The 13,326-nt window shown below is 71.2% G+C and carries 10 protein-coding genes; 6 read left to right on the top strand and 4 right to left on the bottom strand.

Annotation, left to right across the window (positions count from 1 at the left end; all coding sequences use genetic code 11):
* Positions 1-241 precede the first annotated feature (241 nt).
* Both AVMA1855_RS22450 and AVMA1855_RS22445 read right to left on the bottom strand, forming a co-directional pair.
* On the bottom strand, positions 242-781 hold the full coding sequence (locus AVMA1855_RS22450; protein ID WP_284410830.1) for a cyanophycin metabolism-associated DUF1854 family protein: 540 nt from the start codon (positions 779-781) through the stop codon (positions 242-244).
* Positions 782-804: 23 nt separating this feature from the next.
* Complete coding sequence (locus tag AVMA1855_RS22445; RefSeq protein ID WP_284427364.1) at positions 805-3,123, bottom strand: cyanophycin metabolism-associated ABC transporter; 2,319 nt, start codon at positions 3,121-3,123, stop codon at positions 805-807.
* Positions 3,124-3,345: 222 nt separating this feature from the next.
* On the opposite strand from AVMA1855_RS22445, the gene AVMA1855_RS22440 reads away from it, so the two are divergent.
* The 3 genes from AVMA1855_RS22440 (at position 3,346) to AVMA1855_RS22430 (ending at position 8,695) form a co-directional block, all read left to right on the top strand.
* On the top strand, positions 3,346-5,550 hold the full coding sequence (locus tag AVMA1855_RS22440) for a cyanophycin synthetase (protein WP_284405034.1): 2,205 nt from the start codon (positions 3,346-3,348) through the stop codon (positions 5,548-5,550).
* Positions 5,551-5,621: 71 nt separating this feature from the next.
* Positions 5,622-8,195, top strand: a complete 2,574-nt coding sequence (gene cphA / locus AVMA1855_RS22435) for a cyanophycin synthetase (protein ID WP_284427363.1) — start codon at positions 5,622-5,624, stop codon at positions 8,193-8,195.
* Positions 8,192-8,695, top strand: a complete 504-nt coding sequence (locus AVMA1855_RS22430) for a CreA family protein (RefSeq protein ID WP_284405033.1) — start codon at positions 8,192-8,194, stop codon at positions 8,693-8,695. Before cphA ends, AVMA1855_RS22430 begins: the two co-directional genes overlap by 4 nt.
* Before the next feature lie 102 nt (positions 8,696-8,797).
* Here AVMA1855_RS22430 and AVMA1855_RS22425 read toward each other — a convergent pair whose 3' ends face one another.
* On the bottom strand, positions 8,798-9,478 hold the full coding sequence (locus tag AVMA1855_RS22425) for a DsbA family oxidoreductase (RefSeq protein ID WP_284427362.1): 681 nt from the start codon (positions 9,476-9,478) through the stop codon (positions 8,798-8,800).
* Positions 9,479-9,654: 176 nt separating this feature from the next.
* Between AVMA1855_RS22425 and ada the strand changes: the two genes are divergently transcribed.
* From ada to alkB, 3 genes are read left to right on the top strand one after another with little or no spacing between them, the layout of a single operon-like run.
* Positions 9,655-10,764: a bifunctional DNA-binding transcriptional regulator/O6-methylguanine-DNA methyltransferase Ada gene (ada, locus tag AVMA1855_RS22420; RefSeq protein WP_284427361.1), complete on the top strand. Its 1,110-nt coding sequence runs from the start codon at positions 9,655-9,657 to the stop codon at positions 10,762-10,764.
* Positions 10,761-11,465 carry a 2OG-Fe(II) oxygenase gene (locus AVMA1855_RS22415; protein ID WP_284427360.1) on the top strand — a complete coding sequence of 235 codons (705 nt, stop codon included), beginning with the start codon at positions 10,761-10,763 and terminating at the stop codon, positions 11,463-11,465. Before ada ends, AVMA1855_RS22415 begins: the two co-directional genes overlap by 4 nt.
* A 51-nt stretch (positions 11,466-11,516) precedes the next feature.
* Complete coding sequence (alkB, locus tag AVMA1855_RS22410; RefSeq protein WP_284427359.1) at positions 11,517-12,167, top strand: DNA oxidative demethylase AlkB; 651 nt, start codon at positions 11,517-11,519, stop codon at positions 12,165-12,167.
* 17 nt (positions 12,168-12,184) lie between these two features.
* Here alkB and AVMA1855_RS22405 read toward each other — a convergent pair whose 3' ends face one another.
* Positions 12,185-13,162 carry a hypothetical protein gene (locus AVMA1855_RS22405; RefSeq protein WP_284427358.1) on the bottom strand — a complete coding sequence of 326 codons (978 nt, stop codon included), beginning with the start codon at positions 13,160-13,162 and terminating at the stop codon, positions 12,185-12,187.
* Between the last annotated feature and the right edge of the window lie 164 nt (positions 13,163-13,326).

Raw genomic sequence — 13,326 nt, 5'->3', positions numbered from 1 at the left:
ACGAGCAGCGGCCCCACCTGTCCCTAGAATACAAAACGCCCGATGCGGTGCACCGGGCGTCTCTTGCAAGCCAATTACGGCTAGGGTTCAGTCCCGCATAGGTGTCAACCTATTCCAGGACGGGTCAATCAAGGCAAAAACCAGGGTTTACCCCTATCTCCCGGGCACGCCTGCGCCCCGCCACGTCGTAAGGCAGGGCGGCATCCACCGGCGCCGGCCCACGACCGGCGCGGCCGGGGTGCTATAGAAAACGCTCCAGCAGCCGGCGCGAGGGTTTGTCCAGCGCGGTCACATCGGGCACGCGGAACTGCACGCCGTCGGCCGAGGCGATCAGCAAGGTGGTGCGCCCGCCCAGCCGGCGGATGTCCTCTTCGGCCTTGAGCACCAGCTGCGCGGGGCCGCGGTCCGTCTCCACCACCCAGGTGCTGGGGGTGGAAAACCCCGAGACGCTGACCAGCCTCTCCAGGATCGGCACGAATTCGCGCGCATGAAGGTCTTCCTCGACCAGCGCCCGGGCAGCGGCGGGCAGGTGGTCCAGGTGCTCGATCCACTGCAGTTCATGGCCGTCCGCCCCGACCAGGGAGATGCCCTCGGCCGGCGCGGCGATGGGAAAGGCCCGCACCGGCACCACTTCGGCGTGCTCGGCGCCGCCGGGCTGGGTGAGCACCAGGCGGCCGTGGGCGTTGCGCTGCAGGCGGATGCCGGCCACGGCCGAAGCGGTGGCAGGGACGGCGGCCGCGGTGGACGCGGCTGCGGACAAAGGAGAAGGCGAAGCAGTCATGGGCGTGCGCTCTCTTTCAAGGATCAGGAGTTGCCCGCGGGATGGGCGGGGTGCAGCAACGCGCTGTCGATGACGAGGCCCGACGCCTCGGCGTCTTCCTCGGCCCGGCGGGCCTGGGCTTCGTAGAGGCGCCAGTAGGCGCCCTGCTTTTCCATCAGGGCGTCGTGCGGGCCGACCTCGACCACCTCGCCCCGGTCCATCACCACCAGGCGGTCGGCCTTGCGCAGCGTGGACAGGCGGTGGGCGATGGCGATGGTGGTTCGGCCCTGCACCAGGTTATCGAGCGCCTTCTGGATTTCCTTCTCGGTCTCGGTGTCCACGGCGGAAGTGGCCTCGTCAAGGATCAGGATGCGCGGGTCGATCAGCAGCGCGCGGGCGATGCTGATGCGCTGGCGCTCCCCGCCCGACAGGCCCTGGCCGCGCTCGCCCACCAGCGAGTCGTAGCCCTGGGGCAGGCGCAGGATGAATTCGTGCGCGTGGGCGGCGCGCGCGGCCGCCACGATCTCGGCGCGCGTGGCCTCGGGCTTGCCGTAGGCGATGTTCTCGGCGATGGTGCCGAAGAACAGAAACGGCTCCTGCAGCACCAGCCCGATGTGCCGGCGGTAGTCGGCCACGCGCAGCCGACGCACATCCACGCCGTCGACCTGGATCGAGCCCTCGGTCACGTCGTAGAAGCGGCTGATCAGGTTGACCAGCGTGCTCTTGCCCGAACCGCTGTGGCCCACCAGGCCGATCATCTCGCCCGGCCGGATATCGAGGTTCAGCCCCTTGATGACCGAGCGGCTGCCGTAGCGAAAGCCCACGTTGCGCATCGCGATGGCGCCCTCGACGCGCTCCATGGTCACCGGCTGCACCGGATCGGGTACGTTGCTCACGTGGTCCAGGATGTCGAAGATGCGCTTGGCGCCGGCCGCGGCCTTCTGCGTGACCGAGACGATGCGGCTCATGGAGTCGAGCCGGGTATAGAAGCGCCCGATGTAGGCGATGAACGCCGCCAGCACCCCGACGGTGATCTGGTTGTGCGCCACCAGCCAGATGCCGAAGCCCCAGACGATGAGCAGGCCGATCTCGGTCATCAGCGAGACCGTGGGCGTGAACAGCGACCAGGTCTTGTTGAGCCGGTCGTTCACCTCCAGGTTGTGCTGGTTGGCATCGCGAAAGCGCTGCGCCTCGCGCTTTTCCTGGGCGAAGGCCTTCACCACGCGGATGCCGGGGATGGTGTCGGCCAGCACGTTGGTGACCTCGGACCACACGCGGTCGATCTTCTCGAAACCGGTGCGCAGACGGTCGCGCACGTTGTGGATCAGCCAGGCGATGAACGGCAGCGGCACCAGCGTGACCAGCGCCAGCCAGGGGTTGATGGAAAACAGGATGGCCGCCGTCATCAGGATCATGAGCACATCGGTCATGAAGTCGAGGGCGTGCAGCGACAGGAAGACGTTGATGCGGTCCGTCTCCGAACCGATGCGCGCCATCAGGTCGCCGGTGCGCTTGCCGCCGAAATAGTCGAGCGACAGGCGCAGCAGGTGCTCGTAGGTGGTGGTGCGCAGGTCCGCGCCGATGCGCTCGGACACCAGCGCCAGGATGTAGGTGCGCGCCCAGCCCAGCCCCCAGGCCAGCAGCGCCGACAGCAGCAGGCCGCCCAGGTACAGCCCCACGAGGTGCACCGGAATCTGCTGGCCGTTCTGGTAGGGGATGAGGATGTCATCCATCAGGGGAATCGTGAGGTACGGCGGCACCAGGGTGGCCGCAGTGGAGGCCAGCGTGAGCCCGAAGCCCGTCGCCAGCTGCTTGCGGTACGGCCGGGCGAAGCGCCACAGGCGCAGCAGCACCCAGGTGGAGGTCTGCGGGGCCGGCGCGCGGGCACAGGCGGGGCACTCCTCGGTGTCGGGCGGCAGCGCGGTGTGGCAGACCTCGCAGCGGGCCTCGTCCGCGGGCTCGGACTCGACCGTGGCATCGTGCGGCATGCCCAGCGCGGCCAGGCGCTGGTCGAACTTCTGCAGCATGCGCAGGGCCTGGGGGTGCGCGCCGAGGGTGAAGCGCCACAGCGCCAGACGGCGCTCGTTGTCGTGCAGTTCCAGAGCCCCCACACCGCCATGGTCGGACAGGCGCAAGGCCATGCCGGCGGCCAGCGGCCACTCCTGCACGGCACCGCCATCGGTGCGCGACAGCAGGCGCTGGGAGGTCAGCACCAGCAGGCCGGGCGCGAAGCGCAGGGCCGGGCTCAGGTCAACCTGCAGCGCGGCCAGCACGTTTTCGTGGGGGGCGAGCCTGGCTCGCCATTCGGCCCCGTCAGGGCCATTCAAGACACTCGATGCGTCCACAGGATGTTGATGTTGCATTTTGGTTGGTTTTTCCGCCCTGGACGGCCCGAGAAGCCAGCCCGTGCTCTGGCACCCATTCTCCCCGATGCTCCACAGGCTGCTTTCGCATCTGCATGTAACGCCTTCCCCACGGGCCACGCTGACATCCTCTAGGCCACCCCCGAGTGGGCGCACAATTGACCGACACTCCTTCCGCAAATCGGTCCCCTTCGGGCCGCAGTTTCCTTTACGCTGCACTCCATGGCGACATTCAATGACATCCAACTGCTGCGCATCAACTACCTGCGCGGTCCCAACATCTGGACTTACCGTCCAGTGCTCGAAGTCTGGCTGGATCTCGGCGCGCTCGAAGACCACCCGTCCAACGCCCTGCCGGGATTCAACGAGCGCCTGACCACCTGGCTGCCGGCGCTCATCGAGCACCACTGCGGCGTGGGCGAGCGCGGCGGCTTCCTGCAGCGGCTGGAGGGCGGCACCTGGTGCGGCCACGTGCTGGAGCACATCGTGATCGAGCTGCTCAACCTGTCGGGCATGCCCACGGGCTTCGGGCAGACGCGCAGCACCTCGCAGCGCGGCGTGTACCGCATGGTGTTTCGGGCGCGCGACGAGCGCGTGGCGCGCGTGGCGCTCGAGCAGGGCCACCAGCTCATCATGGCGGCCATCAACGACACCCCATTCGACGTGCAGGCCGCCGTGGCGCGCGTGCGCACCGAGGTGGACGACCAGTACCTCGGCCCCAGCACCGCGTGCATCGTCACCGCCGCGACCGACCGCGGCATTCCTCACATCCGGCTGAACGACGGCAACCTGGTGCAACTGGGCTACGGCGCATCGCAGCGCCGCATCTGGACGGCCGAGAGCGAGTTCACCAGCGCCATCGCCGAAGGCATCGCCAGCGACAAGGACCTGACCAAGAGCCTGCTCAAATCGTGCGGCGTGCCCGTGCCCGAGGGCCAGGTCGTCAACAGCCCCGAAGAGGCCTGGGAAGCCGCGCAGGACATCGGCCTGCCGGTGGTCGTCAAGCCCTCGGACGGCAACCATGGCCGCGGCGTGACGCTGGACCTGCGCAAGCAGGCCGACATCGAGGCGGCCTACCACGTGGCCTATCCCGAGGGCAGCGACGTGATGGTCGAGCGCTTCATTCCCGGCGACGAGCACCGGGTGCTCGTGGTGGGCGGCAAGGTCGTGGCCGCCGCGCGCGGCGAGGTGGTGAGCATCACCGGCAACGGCCGCTCCACCGTGCAGGAGCTGATCGACACGCAGCTCAACTCCGACCCGCGCCGCGGCTACGAAGAGGAATACCCGCTCGAACTGATTCAAGTGGACACCAACGTGGCCGTGCAACTCGAACTCAAGCGCCAGGACCTCAGCGCCACCGCCGTGCCCGAGGCCGGCCGCGAGGTCGTGGTGCAGCGCAACGGCAACGTGGCCGTGGACTGCACCGACGAAGTGCACCCCGAGGTGGCCTACATCGCCGCACTGGCGGCCAAGGTCGTGGGCCTGGACATCGCCGGCATCGACCTCGTGGCGCGCGACATCGGCCGCCCGCTGCAGGAGCAGAGCGGCGCGATCGTCGAGGTGAACGCCGGCCCCGGCCTGCTCATGCACCTGAAGCCCGCCATCGGCGCGCCGCGCCCGGTGGGCCAGGCGATTGCCGAGCACCTGTTCCCGGCCGAAGAAAACGCCGACGGCACGATCGGCCGCATTCCGCTGGTCGGCGTGGCCGGCACGCGCGGCACCAGCACCATCGCCCGCGTGGTGGGCTGGCTCATGCACCTGGGCGGGCGCCACACGGGCCTGGCCTGCCGCGAGGGCCTGTTCCTGGACCGCCGCTGCGTGGACACCGCCGACAGCGCCCACTGGGAAGCCGCGCACCGCCTGCTGATGAACCAGATGGTGCAGGCCGCCGTGATCGAGAACGACGCCCGCACCATCCTGCGCGACGGCCTGGCCTACGACCGCTGCCAGGTGGGCGTGGTGACCGACATGGACGGCAAGGACACGCTGGCCGAGTTCGACGTGTTCGAGCAGGACCAGATGTTCAAGGTGCTGCGCACGCAGATCGACGTGGTGCTGCCCGGCGGCGCCGCCGTGCTGAACGCCGCCGAGCCCCAGGTGCTGGAGCTGGCCCCGCTGTCGGATGGCGCCGTGGTGTTGTACGCCCAGGACGGCACGCTGCCCGCGATCGCGGAGCACCGCGCGCAGGACAACGGCCGCGCCGTCTTCGTGAAGGCGGGCCGGGTGGTGCTGGCCACCGGCTCGGCCGAGCATGTGCTGGGCGCGCTGGCCGACCTGACGTTCGGCCGCAACGCCGTGCAGACCGAGCCCGACACCCTGCTGGCCATCGTGGCGACGGCCTGGGCGCTGGACATCGCGCCGGACCTGATCGGCGCGGGCATCAAGACGTTCGAGCCCGAGCTGCCCTGCGCCGCACCGGCCCGCTAGACCCCTTTCAACGACCGCATGGACTCGAGCCGGCGCCCGCGCCGGCAACCCCAAGAAAGAGACGCTTTTCCATGGACGTATCCCGCACCCGGGCCCTGCGCGGCCCCAACCTCTGGAGCCGCCACACCGCCATCGAGGCCGTGGTGACCTGTGCCGAATCCGAACTCGCCATGCGCCAGATCGATGGCTTCGAATCCCGGCTGCGCGCGCTGTTTCCCGCCGTGGGCGTGCTGCACCCCGAGGGCAGCGATGCCGATGTCTCGCTCGCCCATGTCCTCGGCGGCGCGGCCCTGGCCCTGCAGGCGCAGGCCGGCTGCCCCGTGAGCTTCAGCCGCATCTCGGCCACCGTGGACCGCGGCGTGTACCAGGTCGTCGTCGAGTACAGCGAAGAGGCCGTGGGCCGGCAGGCCTTCGAGGATGCCCAGGCGCTGATCCAGGCCGCGCTGCAAGGCGGCCACTTCGACGCCGAGGCCGCCGTGGCCCGCCTGCGCGAACTGGACGAGGACGAACGGCTGGGCCCCAGCACCGGCTCCATCGTCGAGGCCGCCGCGGCACGCGGCATTCCGTGGCGCCGGCTCACATCGGGCAGCCTGGTGCAGTTCGGCTGGGGCTCCAAGCAGCGCCGCATCCAGGCCGCCGAGGTCGATTCGACCAGCGCCGTGGCCGAATCCATCGCGCAGGACAAGGACCTCACCAAACGATTGCTGCACGCCGCCGGCGTGCCGGTGCCGCTGGGCCGCCCGGTCGAGTCGGTGGACGATGCCTGGAAGGCCGCGCAGCAAGTCGGCCTGCCCGTGGTGGTCAAGCCCCAGGACGGCAACCAGGGCAAGGGCGTGACGGTGAACATCACCGAGCGCTCGCAGCTCGACGAGGCCTTCCGCACCGCCGCCGAATACGGCACGGTGATGGTCGAGCGCTTCCTGCCGGGCCATGATTTCCGCCTCCTGGTGGTGGGCGACCAGCTGGTGGCCGCCGCGCGCCGCGAGCCGCCGCAGGTGCTGGGCGACGGCGAGCGCACCGTGCGCGAGCTGGTGCACCTGGTCAACCTCGATCCGCGCCGCGGCGAGGGCCACGCCACCTCGCTCACCAAGATCCGCCTGGACGACATCGCCGTGGCGCGGCTGGCCATGCAGGGCCTAACGCCCGACGCCGTGCCGGCCAAGGGCCAGCGCGTGATCCTGCGCGACAACGCCAACCTGTCCACCGGCGGCACCGCCACCGACGTGACGGACGACGTGCACCCCGAGGTGGCGGCCCGCGCCATCGCCGCGGCCCAGATGGTGGGCCTGCACATCTGCGGCGTGGACATGGTGGCCGAGAACGTGCTGCAGCCGCTGGAAGTGCAAGGCGGCGGCTTCGTCGAGGTGAACGCCGCGCCCGGCCTGCGCATGCACCTGGCGCCCAGCTACGGCAAGCCCCGCAACGTGGGCCAGGCCATGGTGGACAAGCTCTTCGCCAACGGGCAGGACGGGCGCATTCCCGTGGTGGCCGTGACCGGCACCAACGGCAAGACCACCACCGCGCGCCTGATCGCGCACCTGTTCTCGGCCCAGGGCCTGCGCGTGGGCATGACCAACACCGACGGCGTGTACGTGAACGGCCGCCAGATCGACAGCGGCGACTGCTCCGGCCCCAAGAGCGCGCGCAACGTGCTTTTGCACCCCGAGGTGGATGCCGCCGTGTTCGAGACCGCGCGCGGCGGCATCCTGCGCGAGGGCCTGGGCTTCGACCGCTGCCAGGTGGCCGTGGTGACCAACATCGGCGCAGGCGACCACCTGGGCCTGAACTACATCACCACGGTGGACGACCTGGCCGTGCTCAAGCGAGTGATCGTGCAGAACGTGGCGCCGGACGGCTACGCCGTGCTCAACGCGGCCGACCCCATCGTCGCGGCCATGGCCTCATCCACGCCGGGCAAGGTGATCTACTTCGCCAGCGACCGCCACCACCCGGTGATGGCCACGCACCGCGCGCAGGGCCACCGGTCGGTGTACATGGACGGCGAGTCCATTGTCGCGGCCGAAGGCTCGTGGCGCGAGACCATCCACCTGCGCGACGTGCCCATCACGCGCAACGGCAAGATCGGCTTCCAGGTCGAGAACGTCATGGCATCGGTGGCCGCCGCCTGGGGCGCGGGCCTGCCATGGCAGACCATCCGCCGCGGGCTCTCGGGCTTCGTGAACGACAGCGACAACGCCCCCGGCCGCTTCAACGTGATGGATTTCAAGGGCGCCACGGTGATCGCCGACTACGGCCACAACCCGGACGCCATGCGCGCCCTGGTGGCCGCCGTCGATGCGCTGCCGGGCAACCGCCGCAGCGTGGTCATCAGTGGCGCGGGCGACCGGCGCGACGAGGACATCCGCGACCAGACGGTGATCCTGGGCGCGGCGTTCGACGATGTGATCCTCTACCAGGACGCGGCCCAGCGCGGCCGTGCCGACGGCGAGGTGATGGCGCTGCTGCGCGAGGGCCTGGCGGGCGCCTCGCGCACCAAGCACATCGAGGAAATCCGCGGCGAGTTCATCGCCATCGATTCGGCGCTGGACCGGCTGCAGCCGGGCGACCTGTGCCTCGTGCTGGTGGACCAGGTGGAAGAAGCCCTGGCGCACCTGGCCAAGCGCTGCGCGGAGGTGGCCGCATGACCGCCGCCCGCCGCCTCTCCCATGCCCTGCCCCGTGCCGCGCTGGCGCTGGGGCTGGCCGCCGCTGCGCTGTGCGCCCAGGCCGAGACCATCGGCACCGTGGACACCGCGTTCAAGCTCCTGGGCCGCGACCACGACATCATCGTGGAGGCCTACGACGACCCGGCCGTGCAGGGCGTGACCTGCTACGTGTCGCGCGCCCGCACCGGCGGCATCAAGGGCTCGCTCGGGCTGGCCGAGGACAAGGCCGAGGCCTCCATTGCCTGCCGGCAGACCGGGCCCATCGCGTTCCCCAAGCCGCCACTCAAGCAGCAGGACGAGGTGTTCAGCGAACGCATCTCCATTTTGTTCAAGCGCCTGCGCATCGTGCGGATGGTGGACCCGGCCCGCAACACGCTGGTGTACCTGACGTACTCCGACCGCCTCATCGAAGGCTCGCCGCAGAACGCGGTGACCGCCGTGCCGGTGGACCGCGCCACGCCGATTCCGCTCAAGAAGTGACCAACGGGGCACGGGCCAAGCGATTCGTGGCCGAATCGCCCCCATGCCCTAGTACTCATTGTCTCTATTGCTATTATTTATATAGCAAACAGCTGATCCGGATCACTGGCCGGCGGCGATCTGGCGCAGCGCCTGCTCGAACACCTCGGGCGGCTGGCCGCCCTGGATGAGGTGGCGGTCGTTGATGATGACCGCCGGCACCGAATGGATGCCGTGCTGCTGGTAGAACGCCTCGCGTTCGCGCACCGCGTCGGCGTATTCGCCCGAGGCCAGCACGGCCTGCGCCCGGTCCGCATCCAGGCCGGCGCCGGCCGCCGCGCGCACCAGCACGCCATGGTCGCCCGGGCTCTGCCCATCGGTGAAGTAGGCCTTGAACAGCGCGTGCTTCAGGGCCGTCTGCGCGGCCTCGCCGCCCGCCTCGCCCGCCCAGTGCAGCAGGCGGTGCGCGTCGAACGTGTTGTAGATGCGGCTGCGCTGCCCCATGTCGAACGTGAAGCCCAGCGTGGCGCCGCGTTCGGCGATGGCTTCGCGGTTGCGCTGCGACTGCTCGGGCGTGGCTCCGTACTTTTCGGCCAGGTGCTCGGCGATGTCCTGGCCTTCCGGCGCCATCTGGGGGTTCAGCTCGAACGGCTGGAAGTGCAGCTGCGCCGCCACCGTGCCGTCCAGCCGGTCCAGGGCCTGCTCCAGCGCGTGCAGCCCGATGGCGCACCAGGGACAGGACACGTCGGAGACGAAATCGATCTTGAGGGGGACGAGGGTGGCAGGGGCCGGGGGGGTGGTCATGGCAACTCCATTGCAAAGGGCGAACGCGTGATGCTAGGCCGCCTCCCATGACCGTGCACGCCTGTGGGCACTGCCCGGCAATCTGCGAATGCGATCGCAAGAACCGGGGTGCGGGCCCGCCGCGCCGTGCGTAGATTCCAGGGCAGGCCCTTACCATTGAACGAGGAATCGACGCCATGGCTTCCCGCCCCCACTCCTGCCCCACCCCCCGCACCATTTCCCCGGCGGCGCAGCGCGCCGCCACCACGCTGGCCGATCCCCGGTGGGCGGCCGTCGCGGCGCGGGACGCCCAGGCCGATGGCCGCTTCGTCTATTCGGTCCGCACCACCGGCGTGTATTGCCGGCCCTCGTGCTCCGCCCGGCCTGCCCGGCCGGAGAACGTGGACTTCCATGCCACGGCCGAGGCGGCGGAGCGCGCCGGCTTCCGGCCCTGCCGGCGCTGCCACCCGGACCGGCCCGCCGGCTTCGATCCGCATGCCGAGACAGTGGCGCGGCTGTGCCGCCTGATCGAAGCCAGCGAGCCTCCACCGTCGCTGGACGCGCTGGCGCAAGCCGCCGGGCTCAGCCCGCACCACCTGCACCGCGTGTTCAAGGCGGCCACCGGCCTCACACCCCGCGCCTACGCTGCGGCGCACCGCGCGGGAAAGCTGCGCGACGGCCTGCCCCATGCCGGCACGGTGACCGAGGCCCTCTATGCCGCGGGCTATGGATCGCAGGGGCGCTTCTACGAAGAGGCCGGCCGCGTGCTCGGCATGGCGCCCAGCCGCTATCGCACCGGGGGCGCGCAGGTGCGCATCCGCTTCGCGGTGGGCCAGTGCAGCCTGGGCGCGGTGCTGGCGGCGGCCAGCGAGCGGGGCCTGTGCGCCCTGCTGCTGGGCGACGACCCCGACGTGCTGGTGCGCGATCTGCAGGACCGCTTTCCGCGCGCTGAATTGCTCGGGGCCGATGCCGCGTTCGAGCAGTGGATGGCGCAGGTGATCGGCTTCGTCGATGTGCCCCGGCGCGGGCTGGCCCTGCCGCTGGACGTGCAGGGCACGGTGTTCCAGCAGCGGGTGTGGACCGCGCTGCAGACCATCGCCCCCGGCGAGACCGCCAGCTACGCGCAGATCGCCGAGCGCATCGGAGCGCCGCGCGCGGTGCGGGCCGTGGCCCAGGCCTGCGGGGCCAATGCCCTGGCCGTGGCCATTCCGTGCCACCGGGTGGTGCGCACCGACGGCGCGCTCTCCGGCTACCGCTGGGGCGTGGAGCGCAAGCGGGCGCTGTTGGACAAGGAGACCCAGGCATGAGCGCGCGCGACCTGGGCGCCATCGACTGGGACGCCGTGGCCCAGGCGCTGGACGGCCAGGGCTGCGCCGTGATCGACGCGCTGCTGCCCGCGGCCGACTGCCGCGCCCTCGCCGGCCTCTACGCGCAGCCTGCGCGCTTTCGCAGCCGCGTGGTGATGGAGCGCCACGGCTTCGGGCGTGGCGAATACCAGTACTTCCAGTACCCGCTGCCCGAGGCCATCGCGGCGCTGCGCACCGGGCTCTATCCGCACCTCGTGCCGGTGGCCAACCGGTGGCAGGCGGCCCTGGGCCTGGAAGACCGCTTTCCGGCGGACCACACGGCCTTCATCGCGCGGTGCCAGGCGGCCGGCCAGACGCGCCCCACCCCGCTGCTGCTGCAGTACGGCCCGGGCGACTACAACTGCCTGCACCAGGACCTGTACGGCGCGCACGTGTTTCCGCTGCAGGTGGCCGTGCTGCTCTCCGCGCCGGGGACCGATTTCACGGGTGGGGAGTTCGTGCTGACCGAGCAGCGCCCGCGCATGCAGTCGCGGCCCGAGGTGGTGCCGCTGCGCCAGGGCGATGCGGTGGTGTTCGCGGTGCACCACCGGCCGGTTCAGGGCACGCGCGGGCCCTACCGCGTGCAGATGCGGCACGGCGTGTCGCGGGTGCGCTCGGGACAGCGGCATACCATGGGCCTTATCTTTCATGACGCGGCCTGACGGCAAGGCCCCCGGTGGTGGCCCTGGGCTCGGCCCTTCTTCGCTCGTTCCATGACCGACGACCTGTTCGACACCGATGAAGCGCCGGCCGGCCGGCTCGTCCTCGGGCCCGGCGCGGTGCTGCTGCGCGGCTTCGCCCGCCCCGTGGCCGCCGCGTTGCACGCGCAGGTGGCCGCCATCGCGCGGCAGGCGCCATGGCGCCACATGGCCACGCCGGGCGGGCGCCGCATGTCGGTGGCCACCACGAACTGCGGCGCCCTGGGCTGGGTGAGCGATGCGCGCGGCTACCGCTACGTCGCCGTGGACCCGGACAGCGGCCGGCCGTGGCCCGCCCTGCCTGCCGTGCTGTCCACGCTGGCGGGCGAGGCGGCGGCAGCGGCCGGCTTTGCCGATTTCGTCCCGGACGCCTGCCTGGTCAATCGCTATGCCCCGGGCACGCGCCTGTCGCTGCACCAGGACCGCGACGAATGCGACCTGCGGGCGCCCATCGTCTCGGTCTCGCTCGGGCTTCCGGCCACGTTCCTCTGGGGCGGACTGGCGCGCGGCGACCGCGCCCTGCGCGTGCCGCTGCGCCATGCCGATGTGGTGGTGTGGGGCGGGGAGGACCGCCTGCGCTTTCACGGCGTGCTGCCGGTGCCGCAAGGCCACCACGCGGAGTGGGGAGCGGTCCGCGTGAACCTGACCTTCCGCCGGGCGGGGTGAGCGGCGGGCGCGTGGTGCTACCGCCGCTCCCGCGCCCGCGCCAGCCACTGGCCCACGGACTCCCGCACGCCCTCGGACAGCGATTCGGCCACGCCACGGGCATACCCCTCGCCCAGCATGCCCTGCCCCGCATGGTGGAGGGCCACCACCGCGTTGGCCAGGACCACGCGGTCCAGCCCTGCGCTTCGCGGGCGGGGAGGTTCTCCGCGCGTGGTGGTGCCAGGGGTCGCGGTGGTGTCCGGCACTTCCGGGGGTGAAATCGGCGCAGTCGCCGGGGCGCGGTGCTTCAGGTGCCAGTGGGCCATCACCGCGCCGATCCCCACGAACAGTTGAAGCCCTGCGACGTCGCGGTCGGGCAGCCGCTGGAGCAGGTCCTGGATCGCCTCGCCCAGCAGCTCGCCCGCCAGCCGCGCGGCATCCAGATCCACCAGCGCTTGCGCGATGCGGGCCACGGCCTGCGGGTCGTCGCGTTCCTGCAGTTGCCGCGACAGCGCGGCGGTGCCGGTGGCGAACAGCCCGGCCGCCACCGCCACGCGCTGCGCCAATGCGGTGGCAGAGGCTGGGTCCTGCAGCGTGTGCACGGCCAACAGGGTCCATTCGGAATGCGTTCGCATCTGCTCGCCCAGCCACAGGACGGGAGGCGCCAGGTGCCGCGCCCCGAGCCGCACCAAGGCGGGATGGGGCTGAAGCAGGTGCATGCCACGCGAGGCCAGCGCCCGCCAGGCGGGGCCGGAGCGCGGCGCTGGGGACGACGACTGGGGCAAGGAACGGGGCGGCAAGCTCGCCGGGCCCGCGGCGGCGGCGTCACCGGGCGGGTTGGGCGCGCGCGGCAGGATCGCGGTGGGCTCCTGCCGCTGCTCCGACGCGCGGGGAGAGCCGGGGGCACGCGGGAGCGGAATTGGCCGGGGGCTGCCGGACGCAGCCCTCTCGTGCGAACCACCGTCCACCGCCGCGCGGCGGGAAGGGAGCGAGGGAGAAAGGGCGGCGGATGGCATGGCAGGCGCTCGGCGTTGCAGGGTGGCGAAAGAAAGGTTTCGCACGCACACGCTGACCGAGGCCGGTGTCCCGCCCCTGTGCGCCCTGTGCCTGCTCCCGGGCCCTGTGCAGCAGGGTCCGGGCCACCTCTCCGTGAGGCTGCATTCCAACCTCGCGGCGAACG

The sequence above is a fragment of the Acidovorax sp. SUPP1855 genome (assembly GCF_030158955.1).
Taxonomy (GTDB): domain Bacteria; phylum Pseudomonadota; class Gammaproteobacteria; order Burkholderiales; family Burkholderiaceae_C; genus Paracidovorax.
This window is presented reverse-complemented; position numbering and strand designations above follow the sequence as displayed.

What these genes read in the sequence shown, in the direction of transcription:
- AVMA1855_RS22450 (WP_284410830.1), bottom strand. Translation starts at nt 781, where the DNA reads ATGACTGCTTCGCCTTCTCCTTTGTCCGCAGCCGCGTCCACCGCGGCC.
- AVMA1855_RS22415 (WP_284427360.1), top strand. Translation starts at nt 10,761, where the DNA reads ATGAGCGCGCGCGACCTGGGCGCCATCGACTGGGACGCCGTGGCCCAG.
- AVMA1855_RS22445 (WP_284427364.1), bottom strand. Translation starts at nt 3,123, where the DNA reads ATGCAACATCAACATCCTGTGGACGCATCGAGTGTCTTGAATGGCCCT.
- cphA (WP_284427363.1), top strand. Translation starts at nt 5,622, where the DNA reads ATGGACGTATCCCGCACCCGGGCCCTGCGCGGCCCCAACCTCTGGAGC.
- AVMA1855_RS22405 (WP_284427358.1), bottom strand. Translation starts at nt 13,162, where the DNA reads ATGCCATCCGCCGCCCTTTCTCCCTCGCTCCCTTCCCGCCGCGCGGCG.
- AVMA1855_RS22440 (WP_284405034.1), top strand. Translation starts at nt 3,346, where the DNA reads ATGGCGACATTCAATGACATCCAACTGCTGCGCATCAACTACCTGCGC.
- ada (WP_284427361.1), top strand. Translation starts at nt 9,655, where the DNA reads ATGGCTTCCCGCCCCCACTCCTGCCCCACCCCCCGCACCATTTCCCCG.
- AVMA1855_RS22430 (WP_284405033.1), top strand. Translation starts at nt 8,192, where the DNA reads ATGACCGCCGCCCGCCGCCTCTCCCATGCCCTGCCCCGTGCCGCGCTG.
- AVMA1855_RS22425 (WP_284427362.1), bottom strand. Translation starts at nt 9,478, where the DNA reads ATGACCACCCCCCCGGCCCCTGCCACCCTCGTCCCCCTCAAGATCGAT.
- alkB (WP_284427359.1), top strand. Translation starts at nt 11,517, where the DNA reads ATGACCGACGACCTGTTCGACACCGATGAAGCGCCGGCCGGCCGGCTC.